This is a genomic window from Streptomyces sp. MUSC 14 (assembly GCF_001866675.1).
GTDB lineage: Bacteria > Actinomycetota > Actinomycetes > Streptomycetales > Streptomycetaceae > Streptomyces.
The window spans coordinates 18,294-44,872 of record NZ_MLYN01000070.1 but is presented as its reverse complement, the minus strand read 5'-3'; the positions used below and the strand labels follow the sequence as shown (position 1 = coordinate 44,872).

24 protein-coding genes and 1 pseudogene are annotated in these 26,579 nt (G+C 71.3%); 10 read left to right on the top strand and 15 right to left on the bottom strand.

The features are described from left to right. Positions 1-54 precede the first annotated feature (54 nt). Both BIV25_RS37880 and BIV25_RS37875 read left to right on the top strand, forming a co-directional pair. The gene (locus BIV25_RS37880; RefSeq protein ID WP_071377084.1) at positions 55-555 is read left to right on the top strand and encodes a glutathione peroxidase; all 501 of its coding nucleotides are present in this window, start codon (positions 55-57) and stop codon (positions 553-555) included. 75 nt (positions 556-630) lie between these two features. Further along, the gene (locus BIV25_RS37875) at positions 631-1,506 is read left to right on the top strand and encodes a MerR family transcriptional regulator (RefSeq protein ID WP_071377083.1); all 876 of its coding nucleotides are present in this window, start codon (positions 631-633) and stop codon (positions 1,504-1,506) included. A 181-nt stretch (positions 1,507-1,687) separates the two neighbouring features. On the opposite strand, the gene BIV25_RS37870 is transcribed toward BIV25_RS37875, so the two are convergent. The 3 genes from BIV25_RS37870 to BIV25_RS37860 all read right to left on the bottom strand — a co-directional run bounded on the left by BIV25_RS37870 (position 1,688) and on the right by BIV25_RS37860 (position 3,931). After that, positions 1,688-1,879, bottom strand: a complete 192-nt coding sequence (locus tag BIV25_RS37870) for a DUF397 domain-containing protein (RefSeq protein WP_071377082.1) — start codon at positions 1,877-1,879, stop codon at positions 1,688-1,690. Positions 1,880-2,070: 191 nt separating this feature from the next. Continuing rightward, on the bottom strand, positions 2,071-2,928 hold the full coding sequence (locus BIV25_RS37865) for a helix-turn-helix transcriptional regulator (RefSeq protein WP_071377081.1): 858 nt from the start codon (positions 2,926-2,928) through the stop codon (positions 2,071-2,073). A gap of 247 nt (positions 2,929-3,175) precedes the next feature. Further along, on the bottom strand, positions 3,176-3,931 hold the full coding sequence (locus BIV25_RS37860) for a GPP34 family phosphoprotein (protein ID WP_071377080.1): 756 nt from the start codon (positions 3,929-3,931) through the stop codon (positions 3,176-3,178). A gap of 198 nt (positions 3,932-4,129) precedes the next feature. On the opposite strand from BIV25_RS37860, the gene BIV25_RS37855 reads away from it, so the two are divergent. Both BIV25_RS37855 and BIV25_RS37850 read left to right on the top strand, forming a co-directional pair. Continuing rightward, the gene (locus tag BIV25_RS37855; protein ID WP_071377079.1) at positions 4,130-6,421 is read left to right on the top strand and encodes a D-alanyl-D-alanine carboxypeptidase; all 2,292 of its coding nucleotides are present in this window, start codon (positions 4,130-4,132) and stop codon (positions 6,419-6,421) included. 247 nt (positions 6,422-6,668) lie between these two features. Next, a complete protein-coding gene (locus BIV25_RS37850; protein WP_177235550.1) occupies positions 6,669-8,567 on the top strand; it encodes an MFS transporter in 1,899 nt (632 codons plus the stop codon). Between the two features lie 3 nt (positions 8,568-8,570). On the opposite strand, the gene BIV25_RS37845 is transcribed toward BIV25_RS37850, so the two are convergent. Next, positions 8,571-9,416: a hypothetical protein gene (locus tag BIV25_RS37845; protein WP_071377078.1), complete on the bottom strand. Its 846-nt coding sequence runs from the start codon at positions 9,414-9,416 to the stop codon at positions 8,571-8,573. A 74-nt stretch (positions 9,417-9,490) separates the two neighbouring features. Between BIV25_RS37845 and BIV25_RS37840 the strand changes: the two genes are divergently transcribed. Both BIV25_RS37840 and BIV25_RS37835 read left to right on the top strand, forming a co-directional pair. Next, positions 9,491-10,279: an SDR family oxidoreductase gene (locus BIV25_RS37840; RefSeq protein ID WP_071377077.1), complete on the top strand. Its 789-nt coding sequence runs from the start codon at positions 9,491-9,493 to the stop codon at positions 10,277-10,279. A 104-nt stretch (positions 10,280-10,383) separates the two neighbouring features. Next, positions 10,384-11,952 (top strand): sodium:solute symporter family protein, encoded by a 1,569-nt coding sequence (locus tag BIV25_RS37835; protein WP_071377076.1) that lies wholly within the window; start codon positions 10,384-10,386, stop codon positions 11,950-11,952. Positions 11,953-11,970: 18 nt separating this feature from the next. Here BIV25_RS37835 and BIV25_RS37830 read toward each other — a convergent pair whose 3' ends face one another. The 3 genes from BIV25_RS37830 to BIV25_RS37820 form a co-directional block, all read right to left on the bottom strand. Beyond that, complete coding sequence (locus BIV25_RS37830; RefSeq protein ID WP_071377075.1) at positions 11,971-12,420, bottom strand: calmodulin-binding protein; 450 nt, start codon at positions 12,418-12,420, stop codon at positions 11,971-11,973. A gap of 187 nt (positions 12,421-12,607) precedes the next feature. Then, the gene (locus BIV25_RS37825; protein ID WP_071377074.1) at positions 12,608-13,720 is read right to left on the bottom strand and encodes an ADP-ribosylglycohydrolase family protein; all 1,113 of its coding nucleotides are present in this window, start codon (positions 13,718-13,720) and stop codon (positions 12,608-12,610) included. 96 nt (positions 13,721-13,816) lie between these two features. Further along, positions 13,817-14,557: a TetR/AcrR family transcriptional regulator gene (locus BIV25_RS37820; RefSeq protein WP_071377073.1), complete on the bottom strand. Its 741-nt coding sequence runs from the start codon at positions 14,555-14,557 to the stop codon at positions 13,817-13,819. Between the two features lie 99 nt (positions 14,558-14,656). On the opposite strand from BIV25_RS37820, the gene BIV25_RS37815 reads away from it, so the two are divergent. After that, the gene (locus BIV25_RS37815) at positions 14,657-15,682 is read left to right on the top strand and encodes an alpha/beta fold hydrolase (protein WP_071377072.1); all 1,026 of its coding nucleotides are present in this window, start codon (positions 14,657-14,659) and stop codon (positions 15,680-15,682) included. 20 nt (positions 15,683-15,702) lie between these two features. On the opposite strand, the gene BIV25_RS37810 is transcribed toward BIV25_RS37815, so the two are convergent. The 4 genes from BIV25_RS37810 to BIV25_RS37795 form a co-directional block, all read right to left on the bottom strand. Continuing rightward, the gene (locus BIV25_RS37810; protein ID WP_071377071.1) at positions 15,703-15,963 is read right to left on the bottom strand and encodes a hypothetical protein; all 261 of its coding nucleotides are present in this window, start codon (positions 15,961-15,963) and stop codon (positions 15,703-15,705) included. Continuing rightward, positions 15,960-16,307, bottom strand: coding sequence for a hypothetical protein (locus BIV25_RS37805; protein ID WP_071377070.1), 348 nt, complete (start codon positions 16,305-16,307; stop codon positions 15,960-15,962). Before BIV25_RS37805 ends, BIV25_RS37810 begins: the two co-directional genes overlap by 4 nt. A 74-nt stretch (positions 16,308-16,381) precedes the next feature. After that, positions 16,382-17,167, bottom strand: a complete 786-nt coding sequence (locus BIV25_RS37800; protein ID WP_071377069.1) for a DNA-binding protein — start codon at positions 17,165-17,167, stop codon at positions 16,382-16,384. A gap of 226 nt (positions 17,168-17,393) precedes the next feature. Further along, positions 17,394-17,801 carry an ATP-binding protein gene (locus BIV25_RS37795; RefSeq protein ID WP_071377068.1) on the bottom strand — a complete coding sequence of 136 codons (408 nt, stop codon included), beginning with the start codon at positions 17,799-17,801 and terminating at the stop codon, positions 17,394-17,396. Between the two features lie 113 nt (positions 17,802-17,914). Here BIV25_RS37795 and BIV25_RS37790 point away from each other — a divergent pair. Both BIV25_RS37790 and BIV25_RS37785 read left to right on the top strand, forming a co-directional pair. Then, a pseudogene (locus tag BIV25_RS37790) lies at positions 17,915-18,726 on the top strand (helix-turn-helix domain-containing protein). After that, positions 18,723-18,911, top strand: a complete 189-nt coding sequence (locus BIV25_RS37785) for a DUF397 domain-containing protein (protein ID WP_071377067.1) — start codon at positions 18,723-18,725, stop codon at positions 18,909-18,911. Before BIV25_RS37790 ends, BIV25_RS37785 begins: the two are co-directional and overlap by 4 nt. On the opposite strand, the gene BIV25_RS37780 is transcribed toward BIV25_RS37785, so the two are convergent. After that, positions 18,899-21,868, bottom strand: a complete 2,970-nt coding sequence (locus BIV25_RS37780) for a tetratricopeptide repeat protein (protein WP_071377066.1) — start codon at positions 21,866-21,868, stop codon at positions 18,899-18,901. The two genes, BIV25_RS37785 and BIV25_RS37780, sit on opposite strands and share 13 nt — an antisense overlap. A 91-nt stretch (positions 21,869-21,959) precedes the next feature. Between BIV25_RS37780 and BIV25_RS37775 the strand changes: the two genes are divergently transcribed. After that, a complete protein-coding gene (locus BIV25_RS37775; RefSeq protein ID WP_071377065.1) occupies positions 21,960-22,469 on the top strand; it encodes a DUF2165 domain-containing protein in 510 nt (169 codons plus the stop codon). Here BIV25_RS37775 and BIV25_RS37770 read toward each other — a convergent pair. From BIV25_RS37770 to BIV25_RS37760, 3 genes are all read right to left on the bottom strand, one after another. Further along, a complete protein-coding gene (locus tag BIV25_RS37770; protein ID WP_071377064.1) occupies positions 22,462-23,025 on the bottom strand; it encodes a hypothetical protein in 564 nt (187 codons plus the stop codon). The two genes, BIV25_RS37775 and BIV25_RS37770, sit on opposite strands and share 8 nt — an antisense overlap. A gap of 63 nt (positions 23,026-23,088) precedes the next feature. Beyond that, entirely contained in the window at positions 23,089-25,674 is a 2,586-nt protein-coding gene (locus tag BIV25_RS37765; RefSeq protein ID WP_071377063.1) for a bifunctional FO biosynthesis protein CofGH, read from the bottom strand. A gap of 49 nt (positions 25,675-25,723) precedes the next feature. After that, entirely contained in the window at positions 25,724-26,569 is an 846-nt protein-coding gene (locus BIV25_RS37760; protein ID WP_071377062.1) for a TIGR03619 family F420-dependent LLM class oxidoreductase, read from the bottom strand. Positions 26,570-26,579 lie beyond the last annotated feature (10 nt).

Genomic DNA, 26,579 nt, shown 5'->3' with positions numbered 1-26,579 from the left:
CGTCCTGGGGGAGGCCGCGGAGGGGACCGGGAGGGGCAGAGCTAGCCTTCGGGCATGACGACTGCTGACCACACCCCCCTGAATGTCGAGATCGGCGCGCTCACCGGTGGCCCCGCCGGGCTGGCCCGGTACGCCGGCCAGGCCGTGCTCATCGTGAACGTGGCCTCCAAGTGCGGTCTGACGCCGCAGTACACGGGCCTGGAGAAGCTCCAGGAGCGGTACGGCGCACAGGGCTTCACCGTCCTCGGCGTGCCCTGCAACCAGTTCCTCGGGCAGGAGCCCGGCAGCGCCGAGGAGATCGCGGAGTTCTGCTCGGCGACGTACGGCGTGACCTTCCCGCTGACCGAGAAGGTGGAGGTGAACGGCGAGGGCCGGCACCCGCTGTACGAGCGGCTGGTCGGCTTCGCGGACGCCGAGGGGCACAGCGGGGACATCCGCTGGAACTTCGAGAAGTTCCTGATCGGACGGGACGGCCGGGTCGTGGCGCGCTTCTCGCCGCAGACCGAGCCGGAGTCCGCCGAGGTCGTCTCGGCGATCGAGGCCCAGCTCGGCTGAGCGGGCCGCCCCGCACGGTTGACCTTGCCCCTGGGGCAGGGCCGAGCGTCCCTGTCACCGGGCGGACCGCGCCCGGTGACGGAGGATGCTCCCGTGGACGACGAACTGCTCACCATCGGCGCGTTCGCCGCACGGGCCCGGCTGTCGGCCAAGGCCCTGCGCCTGTACGACCGGCTCGGCCTGCTGACCCCGGCGCATGTCGACGAGGTCAGCGGCTACCGCCGCTACCGCGCCGACCAGGTCGAACGCGCCCGGCTGGTGGCCCTGCTGCGGCAGCTGGACATGCCGCTCGCCCGGATCGCCGAGGTGGTCGGGGCGGAGGGCGGCGCACAGGCCGCCGAGCGGCTGACTGGCTGGTGGGCGGACGTGGAGACCCGGGTGGCCGGGCAGCGGACCCTTGCCGAGTACCTCCGTGGACGACTGTCGGGGAGGAGCTCCGAGATGTACGAGAAGTTCGTGGTCGAGACCGTCGACGTACCGGCGCAGGTGGTGCTCACCGAGTCGCGGCACACGCTCGCGGACGAGCTGCCGACGTGGATCGGCGCGTCGCTCGGGCGGCTGGAAGCCGGTGCGCGTGAGTGCGGCGGCGTGACCGGGGCGCCGTTCGTGGTCTACCACGCCGAGGTGTCGATGGAGAGCGACGGGCCGGCCGAGTCCTGTGTGCCGGTGGCCGACGAGGCGGCGGCGCGATCGTGGGCCGAGCGCGCCGGGCGGGCCTGGCAGACGGGGGTGCGGGTGGAGCCGGCTGCGCGGCTGGCTTTCACGCGGATCACCAAGGCGCAGGTCGCGCATCCGCAGATCCTGGCCGCCTTCGAGGCGGTGGAGCAGTGGCTGGCCGGCCAGGGCCTGGAGATGGCCGGGCCGTGCCGGGAGGTCTACTTCGCCGACTGGGACGCGGCGGGGCCGCAGGACCCGGTGTGCGACGTCGCCTTTCCGGTCGCCGCGCGGTGATGTGCGAGGCGACGTGAACTGAACAGCACCGAGCCCTCTCGGCAAGGACGGCGACCGGTCGAGAGGGCTCTGTGGGAGGTGGTGCTGTGCAGTTGTGTCGTCTGTGGGCTCTACGTTGCGATCCTCGCCAGCGACACCGTTGCGATCCTCGTCAGTGACGCCAGGAGTCAGGGAGAGCCCCCTAGGCCTTGACCGTGGCCACGAAGGCGTTCCAGGCGTCGGCGGGGAAGGCCAGGACCGGGCCCGCGACGTCCTTGGAGTCACGGACGGACAGCTCGGCGGCGGTGGCCTTCCTGACCTCCACGCAGGCGCCGTTGCCCGCCGAGTAGGAGGACTTCATCCACGTCTCCGAAGCGCCCTGAATCAGTGCCATGTCCACTCCTGTTGTGCGAGTTGCGATGGTGCGGTTCACGCCAACCTTCTTGGCTGATTGGCGTGATCGACGCTACCGGGCAACTGCCTCTGCTGGAGTAGTCGTTCACTCGACCGGATGGCATATTCCAGACGGGCCTTCCAATGGAGTGGACCGGTGATGTACGATCCCGCGCCTTTCGCGACACCGGCTCAGTCCGCGTACTCCTTGGCCACCTTCGCAATGAACTGCCGGGATTGCTCCACATTGAGGGACTGCGCCCGCAAGTGCTCGTACATCACGGCGTACTTCTGCACGTCCTGAGCCTTCTCCAGGTACAGGTCGCTGGTGACGCCCTCCAGGTAGACCACGCTGGAGTCGGCCGCGTCGGTGAACTCCAGGATCGCGTACTGGCCGTTGAGCCCCGGATGCGCGCCCACCTCGAACGGCAGGACCTGCACGGTGACATGCGGCAGCTGCGACATCTCGATGAGGTGGTCGAGCTGCTCGCGCATCACCAGCCTGCTGCCCACGACCCGGCGCAGCGCCGCCTCGTCGAGCACCACCCACAGCCGGAGCGGGTTGCCTTCGGCGGTGATACGTTCCTGTCGGCGCAGGCGCACCTGCACCCGCTTCTCGATGTCGGCCGGCGACGTCTCCGGCAGGGCGCCCTGGACGAGCGCCTCGGCATAGGCGTGGGTCTGCAGCAGGCCGGTCACCAGCTGGGGTTCGTACACCCGCAGCGACTCGGCGTCGGTCTCCAGCCCGATGTAGACGCTGTACGGGATGTCCCCGAACGTGTGCCACCAGCCCTGCTGGCGGGAGTCGCGGGCCATCTCCATCAGCGAGTCGACGATCCGCTGGTCCTCGACCTCGTACACCCCGCACAGGTCACGCACGTCGCGCTGGCTGATGCTTCTGCGGCCGTTCTCCAGCCGGCTGATCTTCGACTGCGAAACGAGCAGCCGCTCCGCAACCTCCTCGGCCGTCATGCCCTTGAGCTCACGGAGCCTGCGCAGCTCCTGGCCGAGCCGGCGCCGCCTGACGGTGGGATTGACATTGGACGCCACGGGACGTGCACCTCCGGCTGCCTGCCTGTTGCTTAACACTTTCCGTATCTGCTGTTGAGCAGACTGCCACCTGGGTGCTTTCTACCGCTGGGAAACGAGGGATATGCGGCGCGTGCACGTCAGTTCGCCACCCCCCGCCACACATGCAGTCGAGCGGGACGGCGAGACACCTCTCGAATCGAGGGTCTCGCCGTCCCGCTCCGACCAGCGGCTCCCGAACCGGGTCTGTGGGGACGGGGGTTACGGCCTAGTGGGCCACGGCGCGTGCCATGGACCCGCGGTGCGGCTGCATCGGAACCCCGCGTGCGGGTTCCGGCGCGGTCCTGGCGCCGGCCGCACCCTGCCGCCCGGCGGCGGCGGGAGGGCGACGCGGCTGTGCGACCGCACCGTTCTGGACGTCCATCACGGCGTGCGCGACGAGACCGCCCATCGGATCGTGCCGGATCAGGTCCCGCAGCCGGGAGCGGGACGAGCGGCCCTCGTTCCCCGGATACAGGTGCTTTCCGAGCCCGACGGCGTGCGCCAGCGCGGCGAGCGCCGCGGTCCGCGGGTCCGGCGGTACGCCGGTGCGGATCGCGGAATCCAGCCGGGCCCTGATCTCCCGGCTGATGGCGGTGTCCGTCGCCTGGTAGCGCGTCGTCGGCAGCACCCCGCACATCTGACCCGGCACGGCGGCGACCATGCCGCACCGCTCCAGATGCGAGAGATACGTCTGCCGGAGCCCCAGCCGGGGCCCGCCGATCCAGTGGACGGCACGCACGGGAGCGCCGCGCCTGCGCAGCAACTCCAACGCACAGTCCAGTGTTGGATCTCCAGTCGGCCGTGGGGCTACCACGGCGATACGATCCCCGTCTGGGGCTATCCGTCCGGCCAGCGCCAGCTCCACTAGCTGTGCTCCGGCCAGACCGAGGTCGAGCGACTGCGGCTGCGCAGTGGTACCCGTGGCCGGGTCCAGTGCGAGCAGCAGAAGCTCCTCCGGAATTGTTCTGCGGCTCCTGCCCATCCATGCCTCCCCGCGTGGATGAATGACAGGGTGACCCCTCTCACATTGGTCTGTCGAGGGTGCGTGACCGGTTCGTGAGGGAACCGGTAGGTATGTCGTTCTCGTCTACCGCAGTGGCCAAGCCCTCACACAGGACACTGGTACATGGTTCGGACAGGGCGCGCGGACAGAGCCGCGCGCCGCACGGAGGAGGCATCGGTGGCGGGCGAGTCCCCCGACAGGTCGAAGCAGCGCGAGTCGTCGGCGGAACCGACGCCGGGGAGCGGGGGCTCGGTTCCCGAGACCCCCGATCCGCGCCTCGCGGTCTCCCGGGAAAAGGATTCCTCGGGCGGCGGCGTGGACACGGCGACGAAGATCCTGACGGTGCGGGACACCGCCGAGTCCGACGCCGACGCGGCCGATACGACCGACACGGCTGACCCGGCCGACACGGCCGACACGGCCGACACGGCCGACACGGCCGACTCCGGGGAGCCTGCCGAGACCGCGTCGACGACCGCCTCCGATGCGGACGCCGCCCTGCGCGACGCCGTGTCCGCCTGGGTGCGCGGAGCCGACGGGGACACGAAGTCCGCTGACGCGAAGAACACCGCGGACACCGCGGAGGCCGCCCCGGAGACCGACGACGACACGGCCGCCGAGACCGACGCAGAAGCGCTTGCAGATGCGAAGGACGGAGCCGAGACGGAGGCCGAGCCGAAGGCGGACGCCGACGAGGACAAGGCCGGGGCCGGGGACGCCGAGAAGGCCGAGAACGCCGTGACGGCCGACGACGAGGCCGACGCGGAGGCTGAGGGCACCGGGGACACCGAGGACGCCGCCGAAGCTCCCGAGGCGGCTGAGAAGCCCGAGGCGGGCGCGGAGGCCGAGAAGACCGAGGCCGGCGACGCACCGGAGGCCGAGGCGGCCGACGATCCCGCCGACGCGCCGGAGGCGAAGGCCGTCGACCAGCCGACCGCCGTTTTCAAGACCGTGCGGAAGCCGCAGGTCGATCAGCCGACGACCATGCTCAAGCTGGGCGGCGCCACCAAGGCCTCCGAGTCCCCCAAGGCCCCCGAGTCTCCGAAGGACCCCGCGTCCGACCCCGAGCGCACCAGCAAGTTCGTCGCGCTCAAGCCGGATCTGCGGGAGCCGAAGCCGGAGGCCAAGGCCGACGTCACCACCCCGGTCCCGCAGGTCGGCCCGGAGCGTACGACGCAGCAGCCCCTGCCGCCCAAGCCCCCGCTGGACCTGCTGGCGGAGCTGACGAACACACCGCCGCCCCCGGAGACCCCGGTCCGCACGCTCGTGCGCCGGGTCAAGATCTGGACCCCGCTCGTCGTACTGCTGGCGATCGTCTTCGTCGTCGTACAGGCGCTGCGCCCGCTGCCGTCCCCCACGCTCGCGCTGACCGCGAAGGACAGCTACACCTTCGACGGCGGCGCGGTGAACCTGCCCTGGCCGAGCGAGGGCCAGGGCTGGATGGACGGCGACGGCATCGGCACGATGGGCCACTTCGGCAAGCAGACGCCGGTCGCGATCGGCTCGGTGGCCAAGACGATGACCTCGTACATCATCCTGCGCGACCACCCGCTGAAGCCCGGCGAGGAGGGGCCGAAGATAAAGGTCGACTCGACGGCCGAGAAAGAGGGCGGCTACGACAAGAGCGGTGAGTCCACCCTCAACACGATCAAGGCCGGCGACTACCTCACCGAGAAGCAGGCCCTGTCGGCCGTCATGATCCCCTCCGCGAACAACATCGCCCGGCTGCTGGCGCGCTGGGACGCGGGCTCGGAGGCGGCGTTCGTCAAGAAGATGAACGCGACCGCCAAGGAGCTGGGGATGACGAACACGACGTACACCGACCCCTCGGGTCTGAAGGAGACCACGGTCTCCACGGCCGAGGACCAGGTGAAGATCGGCCGCGCGGTCGTGAAGATCCCCGCCCTGGTGGCCATCACCAGCGCGGCCAGCTGGACGGACCCCACCGGTCACAACTGGCCCAACTGGAACGCGCTGCCCTACCGCATGGGCGCGATCGGCATCAAGACCGGCAGCACCACCGCGGCCGGCGGCAATCTGCTCTTCGCCTCCCGCAAGACGGTCGGCGGCCAGACGGTCACGATCGTCGGCGCGATCCTCGGCCAGCACAAGCCGTCGATCCTCGACACGGTCAACCAGGTCAGCCAGACCGCGCTGACCGGCGCCCAGCAGGCGCTGACCGGCGAGAAGATCCTCAAGAAGGGTGACGTGGTCGGCTACGTGGACGACCAGCTCGGCGGGCAGACCCCGATCGTGGTCACCAAGGACGTGACGGCGGTCGGCTGGTCCGGGCTGAAGGTGAAGCTGTCCTTCGCCTCCGACGCCGTTCCGCACACCGCGAAGGCCGGCACCACGGTGGGCACGCTGACCGTGGGTGACGGCTCGGCCGGAGCGGTGAAGGTTCCGGTGGCCCTCCAGAAGGATCTCGCCGAGCCCGGCTTCGGCGCGAAGCTGACCCGCGTGAGCTGACCCGCGCGAGCCGCCCCGTCCGGGCGGACGCACCACCCCCGCACCGCCCCCGCACCCCGTCGTCGGAGCCCCACCCCGGGAGCCCGGCGGCGGGGTGCGTGCTAGCGTCACGAATCGGGGCAGGTCGTCGGTCACGGGACGGGGCGGCCAACAGCACGAGAAGCGGCCGAGAACACCTCGGGACCCACGGGGAACCTCCGAGGGACGCGGCCGAGAACAAGAGACGGGACACGGGGAGTGCCTTCAGGTGGCCACAGCGGAGCCGACACGCGCCGACGACGCCGATCCGGGCCCGGGAAACCCCCCGGGGTCCGGCCCGCGAATACGCCTGCCCGCAGCTGACACGGGCCTGCCCAGGGCTGACGACGCGGACGGTCGCGGCGACGGCGTACGGCCCGGCAGGCTCGCGCGTCTCCTCGTCGCCGCCGAGCCCCTGCGGCAGCGGATGCTCCGGCATCCCGTGCTGTCGATCACCGCGCTCGCGGGGGTCCTGCACATCATCTGGTTCTTCACGTTCGCGAACAGCGGTGGCGATCTCGCGGCGCAGGACGCCTGGGCGGAGTTCGTCGGCCGGCACCCGGACTCGGCGTACAACCTCGCCTGGTACGGCGGCATGCACCCGGTGTCGTACAGCGTCGTCTCGCCGTATCTGATGGCCGTCCTCGGCGTCCGTACGACGATGATGATCGCCGGGACGGCCTCGGCGGGCCTGCTGACCATGGTCCTGATCCGCAGCCGGGCGGTGCGCAACCCGCTGTGGGCCTCGCTCGCCGGGGTCTTCGCGCTGCTGGCCAACGCGGTCTCGGGCCGGGTGACCTTCGGGCTCGGCACGATGTTCGCGCTCGGCGCGGTCGCGGCGGTGTTCTGCTGGCCGCACCGGTGGCGGCACAAACTCCGGTCGAAGGCGGCGGTGGCCGCGACGCTGGCCGCGCTGTCGACCATGTCCTCGCCGGTCTCGGGGCTGTTCGTGGGCTTCGTCGCGGTCGCGCTGTTCCTGCAGAAGCGGCGGCCCGGCACCTGGTCGCTGGGGCTCGCCCCGGCCGTGGTGGTCGCCGCCTCCTACTTCCTCTTCCCGTTCTCCGGCACCCAGCCGATGACGTTCGGCTCGGTGGTCATGCCGCTGCTGTACGGCCTGCTGTGCCTGTTCCTGGTGCCGAAGCAGTGGATCACGGTGCGGCTGACGGCGGCCGTCTACAGCCTCAGCGTCGTGCTGGTGTGGCTGATCAGCTCGCAGATCGGGTCCAACATCTCGCGGCTGCCGATGCTGTTCGCGGGTGCGGCGCTGATCGCGGCGCTGCCGTTCACGGTGCCGAAGTCGCGCCAGTGGTATCTGACCGTGCTGGCGTTCCTGGGCTTCGTCGGCTGGGTCGGCTACAAGTCGGTCGACGACATCATCCACACCACCCCGGCCGCGTCGTGGGCGCGCGAGCTGGCGCCGCTGGTGAACCAGCTCCAGAAGGTCGGCGCCGAGAAGGGCCGGGTCGAGGTGGTCCCGGCGCGCTCGCACCGGGAGGCCTCCGCGCTCGCGCCGTACGTCAACCTGGCGCGCGGCTGGAACCGGCAGGCCGACATGGAGCGCAACCCGCTCTTCTACGACGACACGCTCAACTCGGCGAACTACCACGAGTGGCTGCAGCGGTGGGCCGTGCACTTCGTGGTGCTGCCGAAGGACAACCCGGACGGGGACGGCGGTGAGCGGGAGCGGGCGCTGCTGCAGCGCGGAATGCCGTATCTGAAGCAGATCTGGGGCGACGCCAACTGGCAGCTGTTCCAGGTGACCGATCCGGCGCCGCTCGCCGAGCCGAACGCGGTGGTGGACCGGGCCGAGCAGGGCGAGATGACGCTGCAGGTGCGCAAGGCCGGGCGGATCCTGATCCGCATCCCGTACTCGCCGTGGCTGAGCATCGTCGACGAGCACGGCAAGAGCGTGAAGCCGCCGCAGGAGACGGAGGCCTCCAAGCACCGGGCGGACGGCACGCCGAAGTCGTACGACAACCTCAACGGGTGTCTGGCGGAGACGCCGCAGGACGCGAACGGCGACAAGTGGACGATGCTGCTGGCGCCGAGGGCGGGAACCTACCGGCTGGCGGCGCCGTACCAGCTGCCGCGCGGCACTCCCTGTCCGGACGAGCTCAAGCCGCGGTGAGGTTCAGCGCAGCCGGTCGACGTACCGGTCGGTGCCCGGCACCGTCGGGATGAACGGCGCCAGCAGCTCCAGGCGGCCGAGGCCCGAGTCCGAGATGTCCTTCTCCCGTCCCGTGAAGTGCTCCTCCCAGCACTCCCGCGGGTCCTGCTCCAGGAACCACAGCAGGGTCAGCCGGGTGCCCGTGCCCTCGACCTGTTTGACGTAGGTCATGCGGTCGCCGGGCAGCGGGGTGGGCCGGAAGACCGTGACCATGGCGGCGGGGGAGCCGGCCAGGCGGCGGGGGAGGTCGCGGGTGCGGAGCCGGTCGAGGAGCTGCGGGCGCTGCCCGGGCTCGTGCGCGTCGATCACCTCCAGGACCAGGCCGGCGTACGGGTGGTCGAGGGCGTGGAAGTCCCGCGGGCCGACGGCGCCGTCGCGGTAGACCGTGGTCTCGTGGTCCTGGAAGGCCGTGAAGACGTGGGTGCGGGCGTGGTGGACGCGGGCGTCGCGGTTGAGGCGCTTGTTGATGGCGACGGTCCACCGCATGTGGTCGTCGTAGCGGCCGGCGGTGATCCAGTACGTGGAGAGGTAGCAGCCGGCGGTGACGGGCTGGGCGATCGCCGACTTCTCCGGGGAGCGGAGCAGTTGCAGCTCCCTGGTCGCCACCCAGCGCCGGCCCGCGTACATCCAGGGCATGGCCATGGCGCCGGCGTAGTAGTGGTCGTCCTCGTACCAGCGGTTGTAGGCGTACTCGTGCCCGGGGTGCGGCTCGACCATGGTGATCAGGGCGTGGCCGGGGTGCACGCCGTAGGGGCCGAGGGCGGCCAGTTCTCCGTACACCTCGCTGCGGGTGTCCGTCTCCTCGCTCATGCGGTTCCCCTTTCCTGCCGTGACCCATATCCTGACGCCCCGTCAGATGAAGCGCCAGACCGCGGGAGGCACCGATGTCCCTGCTCACCGGCAAGACAGTGGTCGTATCGGGAGTCGGCGCCGGACTCGGCCACCAGGTCGCCGCGGCCGTCGTACGGGACGGAGGGAACGCCGTCCTGGGCGCCCGCACCGGGCCGAACCTGGCCAAGAGCGCGGCGGAGATCGATCCGGCCGGCGCGCACACGGCGTACCGGGCGACGGACATCACCGACGAGGGGCAGTGCGAGGCGCTGGCCACGCTGGCGCGGGAGCGGTTCGGAGGGATCGACGCGGTGGTGCAGGTGGCCGCGTGGGACTCCTATTTCGGCGGGCTGGAGGACGCGGACTTCGCGACCTGGCAGTCGGTCATCGACGTGAACCTGCTGGGCACGCTGCGGATGACGCGTGCGTGCCTCCCGGCACTGAAGGCGGGCGGGGGCGGATCCGTCGTCTTCGTCGGCACGCAGTCGGCGGTCGCCGCGCCCTCGCAGGTGAGGCAGGCGGCGTACGCCGCGTCGAAGGGGGCGCTGACGAGCGCGATGTACTCCCTGGCGCGGGAGCTGGGACCGCAGCGGATCCGGGTCAACACCGTGCTGCCCGGCTGGATGTGGGGCCCGCCGGTACAGGCGTACGTCCGTTTCACGGCACAGGCGGACGGCGTGCCGGAGGCCGAGGTGCTGGGGCGGCTGACGGAGCGGATGGCGTTGCCGGAGCTGGCGACGGACGGGGACGTGGCGGACGCGACGGTGTTCCTCGCCTCGGACCGGGCACGGGCGATCACGGGACAGTCATTGCTGGTGAACGCCGGGGAGTTGATGCGGTAGCGGTTCATGTCAGTGAACAGGGGTCATCAAGCCGAACGATTTTACGGTGACTTGACCTTACGCTTGCTTGTCGCGTTCATGCGGCCGCACTCACGATCGAGCACATGAACAGTCTCGACTGGGCCGTGCTCATCGGCTACTTCGGCGTGATGGTCGCGATCGGCGTCTGGTCGCACAAGCGCGTGGACAACGTCTCCGACTTCTTCACGGCCGGCGGCAAGATGCCCTGGTGGCTGTCCGGCATCTCCCACCACATGTCGGGCTACAGCGCGGTGATGTTCACCGGGTACGCGGGGATCGCCTACACCTACGGCGTCACCTCCTTCGTCACCTGGTCCTTCCCCATCGCGCTGGGCATCGCCATCGGGTCGAAGCTGTTCGCGCCCCGCGTCAACCGGCTGCGCTCCCGGCTCCATGTGGCCTCCCCGCTGGAGTACCTGAAGAACCGCTACAACCTCTCCACGCAGCAGGCGCTCGTCTGGTCCGGCATGCTGCTGAAGATCGTGGACGTGGCCGCCAAGTGGGCCGCCATCTCCACCCTGTTGTCGGTGTTCACGGGCATCACCCTGAACCAGGGCATCCTCATCACCGGCGCGATCACGGCCGTGTACTGCACGATCGGCGGCCTGTGGGCGGACGCGCTGACCGAACTCGGCCAGTTCGTCATCCAGTTGCTGGCCGGTGCCTCGATGTTCGTGGCGGTCGTACTGAAGCTGCACGACAAGCACATCGGCTTCCTCGACGCGTGGAACCAGCCCGCCCTGCACGGCCACGGCAAGCCGCTCGTCGGCCCCTACGGCACCGTCTTCCTGCTGGCCTTCCTCTTCATCAAGCTCTTCGAGTACAACGGCGGCATGCTCAACCAGGCCCAGCGCTACATGGCGACGGGCAGCCCGCGCGAGGCCGAGCGCGGGGCCCGGCTCTCGGCGATCCTGTGGCTGGTCTGGCCGGTCGTCCTGTTCTTCCCCATGTGGATGTCCCCGCTCCTGGTGCACGCGCAGAAGCCGGACGGCTCCGACTCCTACGGCCTGATGACCGAACAGCTGCTCCCGCACGGCCTGTTGGGTCTGGTCGTCGTCGGCTTCTTCTCCCACACGATGGCGATGTGCTCCTCCGACGCCAACGCGATCGCCGCCGTCTTCACCCGGGACGTCGCGCCGGTGCTGTCACGGCAGGCCCGGGCGTGGAGCGAGCGCTCGGGGCTGGTCGCGGCCCGCGTGACGACGGTGGTCTTCCTCGGCCTGTCGATGGCGGTGGCGACCCAGGTCAACTCCCCCACGTTCAAGGACATCATCACCGTCGTCATCAAGTGGGTGGCCGGGCTGATGGGTCCGATCGCGATCCCGATGATGCTGGGCCTGCTCCGGCCGCTGCGCCGCTCCGGCCCCACGGCGGCCCTCGTCAGCTGGGCGGCCGGCCTGCTGGCCTTCTGGCTGGTCAACTACCCCGTCAACTGGAGCGTCTCCGGCGGCGTCCCCCTGCAGTACCAGGTCTCGGTCCCACTGGCGGTGTCCCTGGTCCTGTACATCGTCATCGGCTACCTGAGGCCCGAGGACACCCCCGAGCGGCTCGCGATCATCGAGAAGGTCAACACGGACGGGGACGGGGTGGCGGCGGTGCCGGTGCCCGCGAGCGCCGGGGACGACGTGATCGGGGCACCGGCGACGGACTAGGCCTGTCCGGCCCGGGAGTTACGGCCGGGGAATCTCGCGTACCAGCCGCGAGGTCCACGGGCAGAAGTACAAGCCGGGCAGGAAGGCCCCGCCCGCCTCGTCGAGGTGGTCCTCGACGTACGGGATGGTCGCGTCGCAGACCTCGATCGACACGTCGAAGAAGTCGGTGGTGTCGGGGTTGTAGTGGTAGCTCCACCGCGGGTTGTAGGGCGCCGTGCGCTTGAGGATGCGTCCGATCACGTGCGGCCTGTCCGTGGTCTCGCCGTTGACCAGCTCCCGGGCGTGCTCGATCTTCGCGGGGTCGGTCAGCTCGATGACGAAGTCTTCGTGGGTGATGTCCGTCATGACGAAGTACGCCCGTTCGCCGGCGGCCTTCGCGGGTGCGGCGTGGGCGGTGGTCTGGGCGGCGGTCAGGGCGAGAAGGCCTGCGGTGACGAGTCCGGCGAGCTTGGTGAGCTGTCGGCGCACAGATGTCTCCTGTGGAGGTGAGAAGAGATGGGAACGGAACGCGACCTTCTGGTTCCACTCCTCAAGGTATCCGCACGAGGACGCTGAGTGACCAGCCCGGCGGGACGAACCCTCTTCCGTGTGTACGAAGTCGAGTAAACCTCCCTGAACTAAAGGGAGTTGGCGCGCCGCCCGGCCACGCGGGCCGCTAGCGCGGATAGCGGGCCAGCCACCCCGGTGACGAGCCCGCGGGCCCGTGCAGGGCGGGGCCCTGGGTCATCTCCATGGCGAAGTCGTCGGCGAGTTCCAGGATCGTGGGGCGGCCCTCCAACTCCGCCAGCCAGCCCGGCGGCAGCGCCGTCTCGCCGTGCAGGGCACCCAGGAGCCCGCCGGTGAGGGCGCCCGCGGCGGCCGACGGGCCGCTCTGGTTCACCGCCAGGCACAGCCCGTGCCGCACGTCCTCCCCCACCAGCGCGCAGTACACGGACGCGGCCAGCAGTCCGTCCGCCGTCCCGTCCCCGGCCAGCTCCTCCACCCGCGTCGGGCCCGGGATGCCCTGGCGCACCGCACCCAGCGCGTGCTGGAGGGCGTCGGAGACGGGCTGGTGGCCGGGGCGCGCGGAGAGCAGGCCGAGGGCGCGCTGCACGGCCCCGTCGAGGCTCTCGCCGCGGGCCAGCGCGTGCACGATCACGGCGTACGCGCCCGCCGACAGGTAGGCGATCGGATGCCCGTGGCTCTGTGCCGCGCACTCCACGGCGAGCTGGGCGACGAGCTGCGGCTCCCAGCCGACCAGCAGCCCGAACGGCGCCGAGCGGGCGACCGCCTCCGGCCCCGACTCCCCCGGGTTCTTGGGCTTCTCCAGCGTCCCCATGGTCTCGTCGCCGAACCCGGTGAGCAGGCCCCGGCTCGGCTCGCGGCGGGCGTACAGCCACTCCTCGCGGGCCAGCCAGCCGTCGTCCTTGCGGCGCTCGTCGGGCCCCCAGTCCCGCTGGGTCGCCGCCCAGCGCAGATACGCCCGGTGCAGATCGGTCGGCGGATGCCAGGCGCCGGTGTCCCGGCGCACCTGGGCGCGTATCAGCCCGTCGACCGTGAAGAGGGTGAGCTGCGTGTGGTGCGTGACCGTGCCGCGCCGGCCCTGCCCGAAGGCGAGGTCGAGCAGCCCCTCGGGGCCGTAGGCGGCCCGGATCTCCTCCAGGGCCAGCGGATCGGCGGGCCCGCCCAGCGCGTCGCCCACGGCGGCCCCGAGGAGTGTGCCGCGCACCCTGCTCCGGAAGTCCTGCTGCTCGGCGCGTCCCCAGACGGCGCCGGTCGTCGCACTCACTGAAGACCTCCTCACGGCACCGTCCGTCCGTACGACGCTCAGCACTGTAATCGACCTGGAACGGCCCGTTCAGTGGGGCAAACCGACCCCGAAGGGTCATTCCCGCCCAGTCATGAGCGCTTCGACCCCGTCAAGAATGCGGTCGAGCCCGAACGCCAGCGCGTCGGTGCCGTCCGGCTCGAAGGCGCCCTCGGCGACGGCCCGAGCGAGCGCGGGGAAGCGGTCGGCATGCCGTGCGAGCAGCTCACCGCTCAGCCGGTCCCACTCCTCGCTCCCCTCCTCGTCCTGGTCACCGAGCTGCTGGGCAAGGTTGCGGACGAGCCCGATCAGCAGCAGGAAGACCTGGTGGCGGTGGGCGGCGCCGAGACCCGTGGGCTCCAGGGCGGCGAGCGCCGCGTCCAGCCAGGACAGCTGGCAGGGGCCCATCAGCTGGCGCCGCATGGCGGTGGCCCCGAGCAGCCAGGGATGGTCGGCGTAGACGCGCGCGCAGCACCGGGTCCACTCGCGTACGGCCGCCCGCCAGTCCCCTTCCGGCACCCCGGACAGGTCCGGGGCCTCGGCCAGCACGGACTCGACCATCAGCGCGACGAGTTCGGTCTTGCCGGGGACGTACCGGTACAGGGCCATCGCCGAGACCCCGAACCCGCCCGCCACCCTGCTCATGGAGACGGCGTCCAGCCCCTCCGCGTCGGCGAGTTCGGCGGCCGCGGCGGCGATGCGCCGCGGGCTCAGCTTCGGCTTGGGCCCCCGGGTCGGCTGCCCTTGCTCGCCCCACAGCAGCGCGAGGCCGGCGCGAGGGTCGCGTGACCCGTCCTGGTCCTTGTTCCGTCCGCTCATGAACCCTCCCGCTCGTGACCCGTTGACTCCACCAGACAACTGTATATACCGTAAGCACATCCAAATAGCTGACGTCATAAACAGTTTAGGGGGGACACCATGCTGCTGACCTACCGCGCTCTCAAGCGCCGGGCGAACGCGAAGAAGCTGGAGATCCGGACGCCGAACGGCATCGACGAGGCGTCGTACGTCCGCATCGGCGGCATCGACCAGTGGATGTCGATCCGGGGCGAGGACCTGTCGAACCCGGTGATCATGGAGGTCCACGGCGGCCCCGGCGCCTCCAACCTCGTCTTCACCCCGCGCACCCGCCCCTGGGAGCGGCACTTCACGATCGTCCGCTGGGACATGCGCGGCGCCGGCAAGACCTTCGCGGCGGGCGGCCCCGAGGGCCAGGGCGAGATGACCCTCGACCGCATGTACGCCGACGCCCTGGAGGTGACGCACCACATCCGCACCCGCTTGGGTGTGGACAGGGTCGTACTGCTCGCCAACAGCTTCGGCACGGTCACCGGCCTGCGCCTGGCCCGCGACCACCCCGAGCTCTACTCGGCCTACGTCGGCACCGACCAGAACATCATCGGCGGCGGCCGCGACGCCTCCTCCTACGAGGCGCTGCTGGCCCGCCTGGCGAAAGCGGGCAAGAAGAAGGAGCGGGCGAAGGTGGCAGCGATGGGCCCGGACCGGTCCGCCTGGAGTCCCGAGCAGTGGTCGGAGTACGCCAAGACCGTGGTCACGACCGACCCCCTCACCTACGACACGATGAAGACGGTCGTGATCCGCTCGCTCTGGTTCTCCCCGCTCCACACCCTGCGCGGCCTGCGCGCCTACCTGAAGGGCATGACCTTCTCGGAACAACTCGGCCCCCAGGCGATGACGGTCGACGAGCACGCCGAGGGCACCGCCTTCCGCCTCCCCTTCTTCCTCTTCCAGGGCGACCACGACGTCCTCACCCCACCGGAACCGGCCCGCCGCTTCTACGAGGCGGTCACGGCCCCCGTGAAGGACTTCGCCCTGATCCGCGAGGCGAGCCACTTCGCGTCATTCCGGCACCCGGAGCAGTTCCTGGACCTGATGCTGACGAGGGTGTGGCCGGTGGTGACGGGGGAGGCGGCGGGTGGCTGAGGGGGGACGTCAGGGCGGGGTCAGCCGTACCACGTGACGTTGCAGACGTAGACGCACTCGTGACGAGGCACGGCGAGAAAGCTGATGAAACCGCGTCCGCCGAGGATGTCGAACTCGCGGAGTCCGCCCTCCCGATCGAGGGGTCGGCCGACCTTGACGGAGTCATGGCCGAGCGCTGCCAGTTCGACCGCGAGGCGCTCCACCTCGGCAACCACTCCCGACGGCAGCCCTCCCGCGACATACTCCGCGCTCGGGTTGTAGTCCCAAGCCCAGTCCGTCACAGCCCGGCCTCCGCCTCTGCCGCCTCGCGGATCGCCCGGATCTCCGCGATGGCGGCCACCGGATCCTGCTCCCCCGCGTCCACGACGGCTTCCAACTCCCGCAAGCGGGCCGCCTGTTGCGGATGCCGCTCGATGGCCACGAACACGGCCCACGAATGCACGAAGGCGCGCAGCGGAGCAAGGCTCTGCATCTGTTGCGCGTTGGTCGTGGCTTCGAAGAGGTGCTGCGTGAGAGCGGGAATCCGACTTGGAGCGATGCGGGTCACCGCCGCCCGCAGCGCGTCCGGGGTCAGCTCGGGCATGGGGATCAGCGGTCCGTACGGGCCGTCGGTCTGTGCGCTCACGGTGACCTCCGGTGCAGGTGAGTCGGTCCTCGTACGGTACCGGTGGAGGCGTCGGTACGCCGATGACGCGGTGCTCATGCCGCGGCCGCCGCGCCTCGGCAGTCGCGGCAGCGGCCTGGACGGGTGGCGCGGAACGCCCGGTCGCAGCCGTCACAGGTCTGGAGGGGATCCGGACGGGGCGCTGTGAGGCTGGGCGGCGGGGCAGGCAGGTGCGGGGGGAGCTGCGCGGTGAGGCGGTGGGACAGGAAGGCCGCCGGGTGTTTGATCGGGTCCTGGGGCAGGCCCGTCGTGAGGGTTCGTACGACGGCCGTGGGCGGCACCCCCCGCTCCAGCCACTCGGCGACGGCCGGGGCCAGGCGGTGTACGTCCCGTTCGGTGAGGAGCAGCCGGGAGTCATGGGCCCGCAGCCCGGCCAGCAGATCGCTCGCCTTCGCCCCGCGGGACGGCCGGTCGGCCTTGGCCTTGGCTACGGCCTCGGGAGGGGTGGGCGGTGCCGCCGCGGCCAGGGCGCGTCGGGGCTTGTTGTACGAGGTCGTCCGGGTCGTCACTTGCCCCGATGGAAGGCGCTCCTTGGTGCGTGAGAGGAACCCGTGCTTCTCCAGCTCGCGCAGCGCCGCCGCGATCCGGATCTCGCCCTCGGGCAACCGCTCGGCCAGCGCCTTGATGCCGACCGGGGTGCCTTCGGGCAGCGACTGGATGTAGCTCCCGAGGCCTTTCGCCAGCGTGGACAGCTCCGGGTGCTGGAGCAGTTCGTTGCTGATCACGGTGAAGTTGTCGCGGAGGGGTTCGTTCTCGTGGGTGACGCCGGACGAAGGACGGGTCCTGGGACGCGCGGGCGCGTTACGCTTCTTCTCAGTCACGGGGAAGGGTCTGCTTCCTTGGTGATCAGGCCCTCGCAGTGGGATGCCAGTCCCGGCGAGGGCCGATGCATGTCTACGGGCTGTTGCAGCCGACGCTGCACCACAACTGCCCCGCCACGCCAGTTGCGTTGGGCATATTCACTCCGGCGAGTGAGCGACGGGGGCGGTGGGGGTGGGTTCGGTTCTTTCCCCGGTTCTTTGGTCTTTGGCGTCGGGCGCCGCCGGGTCACGGCCCGCCGCGCCCCGGTACGAGTTCCGCCCAGACGATCTTGGCCCCGGCCAACGCCTCCGCCACGCCCCAGCGGTCCGCGTAGGCCGCCACGATCCGCAGACCCCGGCCGCACTCCGACTCCTCGGCCACCGGGTCGTGGAGACGCGGGACCCGGTCGCCCCGGGCGTCGGTCACCTCGATCCGCAGGGTGCCGTCGTCGTGGAGTGTCAGGCCCAGGCGGAAGTCCCGCCCCCGTACCCGCCCGTGCAGTACGGCGTTGGACGCCAGCTCCGCCACCACCTGCGTCGCCTCCTCGAACGGCGCGCCCCACTCGGCCAGTTGACGCCCGGTGAGGAGCCGGGCCAGGCGGGCGCCTCTTCGGGTCGCCGACAGCTGGATCCTGAGGTGGTTTTTCTGATTCATGTCACCCAGCGTGGTCGCGCTTCCCTACTCCGAACAGCGACGACCACGGTACGCAGCGTGACTGTCCGGGCGGTTGGCGTGGTCGTACGGCTCGTACGTAGCAAGGGGGCAACGTGGAGGACGAAGAAGCCGAGGCCGTACTCAAGATGGTCGGGCGGCAGATCAAGTTCTGGCGGGAGGCCGCCGGGATGAGCAGGGAGAGCTCGGAGCGCGGATCAAGTACAGCGAGGAGATGGTCTCGTCCGTGGAGCGCGGGCGGCGGTCTCCGAAGTCGGACTTCCTCGACGCCGCCGATGAAGTACTCGGTGCGGGCGGGAAGTTGTCCGCAATGAAGGAGGACGTCGAGAAGGCCCGGTATCCGAAGAACGTTCGGGATCTGAAGCGGCAGGAGGACGAGTCGGTTGAGCTGAGTGCCTACGCCAACCACTACGTGCATGGCCTGTTGCAGATCCCCGAGTATGCGAGGGCCCTGTACACGATCCGGCGCCCGTCGTACACCGAAGAGGACATCGACAGTCGTGTCGGTGCCCGCCTGGCACGACAGGTGGTCTTCGAGCGCGTACCGAGCCCGTCGATCACTTTCGTCCAGGAAGAAGTGACGCTGCGGCGCCCCATCGGCGGCGGTGCGGCCCTGCGGCGGCAACTGGAACACCTTCTGAATATCGCCAAGTTGAGGCATGTCGAGATTCAGGTGATGCCGACCGACCGAGAGGACCACGCGGGCATGGGCGGGCCGTTCCGTCTGTTGAAGCTCCGGAACGGCAAGACCGTCGCCCACGAAGAAGGACAGACCTACAGCCGACTGATCAGCGATCCCCGGGAAGTCCAGCTTCTCGAGATCCGCTATGGAATCATCCGAGCGCAGGCTCTCCCGCCCCGGGAGTCACTGACCTTCATCGAGAAAGTGCTGGGAGAAGAGACATGACCACCCACACGCTGACGTGGTTCAAGAGCAGCTACAGCAGCAACGAAGGCCCCGACTGCGTCGAAGTGGCGATAACCCCCGCCACCATCCACATCCGCGACTCCAAGGACAAGCACCGCGCCCAACTCACCGTCACCGGCACCACGTGGACCGAGTTCCTCGACTTCGCCGTTCAGTCCGCGTAACGCGCCTGTAGCGCGTCCCGCGCCGCCGTCACCGTCGCCAGGGCGGGGGCGAGCCGGGCGTGGTCGGCGTCGGGGCTGTGGAGGAGGGTGTCGAGGCCGGAGGCCAGGGTGGCCAGGTCGGGCCACTCGTGCGGGACGGAGAGCGCCTGGTGGAGGCGGTCGTCCAGGTCGGACCAGGCCTGCAGGCCCGCGTTGATCAGCACCTCGACGAGGTCGTGCGGGGTGTTGGGGTGGGTGTCCAGGTGGCGGGCCAGACGCGCGCAGCTCGTCCATCGGGGGCGGGCGGCGGCCATGCCCTCCCGCCGGCTGGTCTCCAGGGCCAGGCTGAGGGCCACGCCCAGGCGCGCGTCCGGACGGAGCGCGGCTGCCTCGCGGTCGGCCCAGGCGGGGTCGCCGCCCAGGGCGACGTACCGCTCGACGGCCGACTGCGCCTGTTCCAGCCGGCCGACGCCGATGTCGGTCTGGATCCTGTTCGACAGGGCCCACGCGCCCTCGGGGTCGAGTTCCACCGCGCGGCGCGCGTCGGCCAGCGCGCGGTCGAACGCGCCTTGGCGCCGGTGTGCCTGGGAGCGGTGCACCAGGGCCCAGGGGTAGTCCGGGACGAGGGTCAGCGCCCGGTCGAGATCGGCCAGGGCCTCCGTGTCGCGGCCGTGCCTGCCGTGCAGGGCGCCCCGGCTGGCGTACGCGGAGGCGTAGTCCGGGGCCAGGCCGATCGCCTTCTCGTAGTCGGCCAGCGCCGCCGCCTCGCGGCCCACCGCCGCGAGCGCGTCGCCGCGCTCGCACAGGACCCACGGCGCTTCGGGAGTCAGCTCCAACGCACGTTCCAGATCGGCCAGTTGGCGTTCCCGGTCGCCGAGGGAGCGCTGTAGCCGGGCCCGGCGTACCAGGCCCCAGACGAACTCCGGGTCGATCTCCAAGGCCCGGTCCAGGTCCGCGAGCGCGTCGTCGTAGCGGCGCAGGGCGTGGTGGGTGGCGCCGCGCGCGCCCCAGGCGGCCCGCAGGGTGGGGTCCAGGTCGATCGCCCGGTCCAGGTCGCGCAGGGCCTCCTCGTGGCGCCCGCACAGCCGCAGGTAGTCGCCGCGGGCGCGCAGGCAGTCGGCGTTGTCGGGATCCTGGCCGAGGATCCGGTCCAGGTCCGCCACCGCGCCCGGGTAGTCCCGCAGGGCCGCACGGGCGTGGGCGCGGCCGTACCGGGCGGACGTCAGATCCGGGTCGAGGGCGAGGGCCCGGTCGTAGTCGGCGACCGCCCGCTCGGGGGCGTCGGCCAGGCGCAGCAGGGTGCCGCGGCCCGCATGCCCGACGGCCCGGGACGCGGTGTCGAGAGGGGCGCGGTCCAGGAGCAGGGTCAGTGCCTGTTCGACGGTACCCGAGGCCATGGCGTTCAGCAGGTCCCGGCCCCAGCGCGCCGCGTCCTCGGCCGGGGCGTCCGCTCCGGCCTCGGCCAGCATCCGGGCCCAGCGGCGGGCCTCCTCGTCGCGCCAGCCGCAGGCCCGTACCACCCCGTCGAGCGCGAACGCCGGCGCGCTCCGCTCCCCCGCGCACAGCCGGTGGTAGGCCTCCGCCAGCCGCAGTTCCCGCCATTCCTCGTCCGCCCAGGGGTCGGTGAGGTCCTCCTGCCGTTCCTGACGCCACCCCCGGAACGTGTCCGCGAGCCGCCGGTGCCGTTCCGTCCATCCTCGTGGCGAGCGCCTGCGCTGCAGCCGCAGCATCGGTGCCCGTACGACATCGTGGTACTGCACCCGCTCGCCCCGCTCGCTGACGAACGGCATGCTCCGCAGCCAGTCGTACAGCGCGTCGGCGTCGGCCTCGTCCTCGCCGCACTCCGCCGCCGCCACCGCCCGGAACACATCGGCGTCCAGGCTGCGGGGCAGTGCGCAGGCCAGGGCCACCGAGCGCCGTACCGGGTCCGGTTCCCACCTCAGGAACCGTTCCACGGCCGTCGCGCTCGGGTCGCCCACGTCGTCCGGGTCCGCGGGGCGGGCCTCGGCGAGGGTGGAGACGAGGACCGGCAGGCCGCCGGTGAGCCGGAGCACCTCCGCCACCACCGGTTCGGCCACGACGCCCCGGTCCGCGAGCAGCCCGCGCGACTCCGCCTCCGTGAACGGGCCGAGCGGCAGGTCGGTCATGAAGTCGGCGAAACCGCCCCAGCGGGCGGTGTCGAAGGGGCGCTGGCCGGCGGTGACGACGAGGACGTTCGCGGGCAGGGCGCCGTACCGGTCGGTGGTCATCAGCGCGTGCAGCCAGCCGTCGAGGAAGGGGGCCGTGCGTTCGTAGGTGTCGAAGAACAGGACCAGCCAGGGGACCGACGCCGTCACGTCCGTCAGTTCGTCCAGGAGCTTCGGGGTCAGGATCCGTTCGGGAGAGAGGACCAGCTGGACGTCCTCCTGGCTGCGGAAGCGGGCGCTGAGCCGTGCCTTCAAGCGGGCCGCGCCGTCGGCCAGTTGGCCCGCGTCGACCGCTCCGACGAAGGCGCCGGCGCCGGGCACGAAGGCGCCCACGCCGGCCATGCCCAGCCGGACGGCGGTCGTGGTCAGCGGGGAGGGGCCGTCGGGGGCGGATCCGTCGGGGGCCGGTTCCAGCGCCGCCGCCTCCGCCTCCGCCTCGTGCCGCCGCTCGCGGTGGGCGACCAGCGCCTCCTCCAGCTTCTTCAACCGGTGGCCCTGCCGGTCGAGTTGGCGGCAGAGCACGGCCATCGCCTCCGGCACGCTGCCCGCGCCCTCGTCCACGTACCCCGTCAGCGCCCCGCGCGCGCGGGCGATCTGCTCCAACTCCCGGACCAGGAAGGTCTTTCCGACGCCCGCGTTGCCGTGGACGTGGAAGAGGAAGCGGTGGCGTTCGTCCTCGGGCGGGAGGTCCAGGTTCTCCCGGAACGCGGCCCGTTCGTCGCTGCGGCCGACGAATCCCGCCCGTCTGCGCCGTCCGATCAGCTCCTGCATCGACGGCCGTGCCTGCGCCATCCGTACGCCCGCCCTTCCCCCGGAGCCCGCCCTTTCATTGTGGCGCAATGGGCACGTGCTGACCGGGCCCGGAACAGGGGAGAATTCAGCCATGACCACCACCCCCACGCGTAACTCCAGCCTCAGGCTGGCCGCCGGTGTCCTCACCGGGATACTCGCCCTCTACATCGCCCTCGTCGCCCTCGGGAACATCACCGACTTCGGTACGAACCAGCAGTTCGTCCGGCATGTGCTGGCGATGGACACGACGTTCAAGGACCACGATCTGATGTGGCGGGCCGTCACCAGCAAGGGTCTTCAGGACACGGCCTATGTCCTCATCATCGTGTGGGAGACCGTGGCGGCGCTCGTACTGATCGGAGGGACCTGGCTCTGGGCATGGCGCAAAGACGACCTTGCCCGGCGTATCTCCACGTACGGCCTGCTGATGCTGCTGCTGCTCTTCGGTGCCGGGTTCATCGCGATCGGCGGCGAGTGGTTCTCGATGTGGCAGTCGAAGACGTGGAACGGCGAGGACGCAGCGATCCGCGTCTTCACGCTCGCCGGTGTCGCCCTCATCGTCAATCTCATGACGGGCGGACGGCAGGAGGACGCTAGCTGACGACCGTCACCGTCGTGCCCTGGTCGCCGAAGGACCACAGGGCGGTCCCGTCGCCCTTGTCCATCCGGATGCCGCCCAGCTTCTTGCCGTCCGCGGGCGGCGGCGAGGCGCCGTCCAGGGCGTTGGAGAAGGCGACGTTCACGCCGTCGACCTTGGTGAAGTACATGACGTGCTCGATCTCCACGCCGTCCGAGCCCTTGAGGGACTGGATGCGCAGGGTGACCGAGTAGCGGCCGGGCTGCGGGCTCACCGTGCCCGGCCACACCGGGAAGGTGCGGGCGGCCCGGCCGGTCGCGTCGACCAGCCACACCCGCTTCGCCCCCACGGAGTAGACGATCCGCCGCCCCTCGCCCGACCCGCCCGGCAGGGCGGGCGGCGCCGAGGAGTGCGGAGTGGCGGACGCGTGCGCGCCCGCCGAGGCCGACGGGCGCGGCTTCGCCACGGCGGCCGTGGGATGCGGCCCGTGGTTCGCCTGTACGGCGAGGGCGACGACGGCCGCGGTCGCACCGGCCGTCAGACCGGTGACCCAGGCCCAGGAGGGCAGTCGGGCAGCCACGGGTACGCATCTCCTCCGCTACGGGTCCCCGTCCCTACGCGGTCCGGGGTCGGATCATCGTACTCAGTCCAGGACGGGCAGCAGTTCCGGCAGGTGTCCGTCGGAGGCCTCGGCCGCGCGCTGCCGCTCCGCCGGGACGTCGCCGTAGAGCGTGGTGCGCGGCTTCGCCGGGCGGCCGGCCGCCTCGGCCACGGCCACCAGGTCGTGGACCGACTTGTACGAGCCGTACGACGAGCCCGCCATCCGGGAGATCGTCTCCTCCATCAGCGTGCCGCCCAGGTCGTTCGCGCCCGAGCGCAGCATCTCCGCCGCACCCTCCGTGCCCAGTTTCACCCAGCTTGTCTGGATGTTCGGGATCCAGGGGTGGAGAAGGAGCCGGGCCGCCGCGGTCACCGCCCGGTTGTCCCGCGTCGTCGGGCCGGGCCGGGAGATGCCCGCCAGGTACACCGGCGCGTTCGTGTGGATGAAGGGCAGCGTGACGAACTCCGTGAAGCCGCCGGTGCGCTGCTGGATCCCGGCCAGGGTGCGCAGATGGCCGAGCCAGTGGCGGGGCTGGTCGACATGGCCGTACATCATCGTCGAGGACGAGCGGATGCCCAGCTCGTGGGCCGTGGTGACGACCTCGGTCCAGGTGGCCGCCGGCAGCTTGCCCTTGGTCAGCACCCAGCGGACCTCGTCGTCCAGGATCTCGGCGGCGGTCCCGGGGATGGTGTCCAGGCCCGCCTCCTTCGCCGCGCTCAGCCACTCCCGGATGCTCATGCCGGTGCGGGTGGCGCCGTTCACGACCTCCATCGGGGAGAAGGCGTGCACGTGCATGCCGGGAACCCGCTCCTTGACCGCCTTCGCGATGTCGAAGTACGCCGTGCCCGGCAGGTCGGGGTGGATGCCGCCCTGCATGCACACCTCGACCGCGCCGACGTCCCAGGCCTGCTGGGCACGGTCCGCCACCTGATCGAGCGACAGCGTGTACGCGTCGGCGTCCGTCCGGCGCTGGGCGAAGGCGCAGAAGCGGCAGCCGGTGTAGCAGACGTTGGTGAAGTTGATGTTCCGGGTGACGATGTACGTCACGTCGTCCCCGACCGCCGACCTGCGGACGTCGTCGGCCACCCGGCACAGCGCGTCCAGCGCCGGGCCGTCCGCGTGCAGGAGGGCGAGCGCCTCGGCGTCGGTCAGCCTGGTCGGGTCGTCGGCCGCGGTGCGCAGCGCCTGGCGTACGTCCGTGTCGATCCGCTCCGGGGCCATCCCCGGCGCGGCCGCTTCGCGCAGCGCCTCCCAGTCGCCGTAGACCTCGTCGAAGTCGTCGCGCCGGTCGGCGGTGCGGCCCTCGGTGTCGATCGACGCGTGCAGGTCCGTGCGGCCCGACGCGACGAACACCTCCTCCGGCTCCTGCCAGGGGTGGCCCTCGACCACCGCGCCCTCGCGCGCGAGCCCCGTCTCCGGATCGGCGAGCGCGGCCACGTGCGGGCGCAGCCGCGGATCCAGCCAGGGCTCGCCGCGGCGCACGAACTCCGGGTAGACACAGAGGCGTTCACGCAGCTCGAAGCCGGCCGCCGCGGACCGCTCGGCCAGGTCCTCGATCTGCGGCCAGGGACGCTCGGGGTTGACGTGGTCGATGGTGAGCGGCGAGACGCCGCCCCAGTCGTCGATGCCGGCGCCGATCAGCCGCTCGTACTCGCTGTCCACCAGGTTCGGCGGCGCCTGGAGGCAGGCGCTCGGGCCCATGATGAGCCGGGCGACGGCCACCGTGGCGACCAGGTCGTCCAGTTCGGCGTCCGGCATGCCGCGCATCGCCGTGTCCGGCTTGGCGCGGAAGTTCTGGATGATCAGCTCCTGAACGCCGTGGTAGGCCCGGGAGACCTTGCGCAGCGCGAAGACCGACTCGGCGCGCTCCTCGTACGTCTCGCCGATGCCGATCAGCAGACCGGAGGTGAAGGGGACGGACGAGCGGCCCGCGTCCTCCAGCACCCGCAGCCGTACGGCCGGTTCCTTGTCCGGGGAGCCGTAGTGGGGGCCGCCCGGCTCGGACCAGAGCCGGTCCGCGGTCGTCTCCAGCATCATGCCCATCGACGCGGCGACCGGCTTGAGGCGCTGGAAGTCCGTCCAGGTCAGCACGCCCGGGTTGAGGTGGGGCAGCAGGCCCGTCTCCTCCAGGATGCGGACGGAGACGGCGCGGACGTAGGCGATGGTGTCGTCGTAGCCGTGCGCGTCGAGCCACTCGCGGGCCTCGGGCCACCGGTCCTCGGGCTTGTCGCCGAGGGTGATCAGGGCTTCCTTGCAGCCGAGGGCGGCGCCCTTGCGGGCGATGTCCAGCACCTCGTCCGGGGACATGAACATCCCGTGCCCGGCGCGGCGCAGCTTGCCGGGGACGGTGACGAAGGTGCAGTAGTGGCACTTGTCCCGGCACAGCCGGGTGAGGGGGATGAAGACGCTCTTCGAATACGTGATGACGCCGGGCCGGCCCGCCTGTTCGAGACCCGCGTCGCGCACCCGGGCGGCGGACGCGGCGAGGTCGGTCAGGGCCTCGCCGCGCGCCTGGAGGAGCACCGCCGCCTCGGTGACGTCGAGGGCGACGCCGTCCCGGGCGCGTTTGAGGGCGCGACGCATGGAGTTCTCGGTGGGGCCGGTTCCGGAGGTCGCGGAAGTCGTCATCCCTCCACCATACGTTCGAGGTGATCAGGCCCTGATGACTCCGTCCGGCCTACAGAAAACCCGCGTACTCGTCCAGCACCCCCAGCACCTCCTTCTCCCGCGCCGGCGGCAGCTGGAGCACGGCCTCCTCGATGCCCAGCTCGGCGTAGTGGGCGAGTTTGCCGGGGGTCGGCAGGACCGCGTACGGGACGACCTGGAGGGCGGCCGGGTCGCGGCCCGCGTCCGCCCAGGCGGTGCGCAGCACCGGCAGGGACTCGGTGAGGCCGCGCCCGCCGATCGGGAGCCAGCCGTCGGCGTACTCGGCGATGTGCGCGAACAGCTTCGGCCCGGCCGCCCCGCCGACGAGCGTGCGCGGGCCGGTGACCGGGCCGCGCGCCTTCTGCGCCGGCTTGGGGTGGGCGTCGCTGGCCCGGACCGAGCCGAACTCGCCCTCGTAGGCGGTCGGTTCCGCCGCCCACAGCGCCTGCATGAGCCGCACCCGGTCCCGGACCAGCTCGCGGCGCGCGCGCCAGTCGACGCCGTGGTCGGCGGCCTCCTCGACGTTCCAGCCGTAGCCGAGGCCCAGGGTGCAGCGGCCGCCGGAGAGGTGGTCCAGGGTGGCGATCTGCTTGGCGAGGGCGATCGGGTCGTGCTGGGCGACCAGGGTGATGCCGGTGCCGAGGCCGAGGCGTTCGGTCACGGCGGCGGCCTGCCCGAGGGCGACGAAGGGGTCGAGGGTGCGGCCGTACTCGCGCGGCAGGTCGCCGCCGGCCGGGTACGGGGTGGTCCGCTCGACGGGGATGTGGGTGTGTTCGGGCAGGTACAGGCCGGCGTAGCCACGTGCCTCCAGCTCGCGGGCGAGCCGGACCGGAGCGATGGTCTCGTCGGTGAGGAAGATCGTGACGGCGATGCGCATGACCCATCTG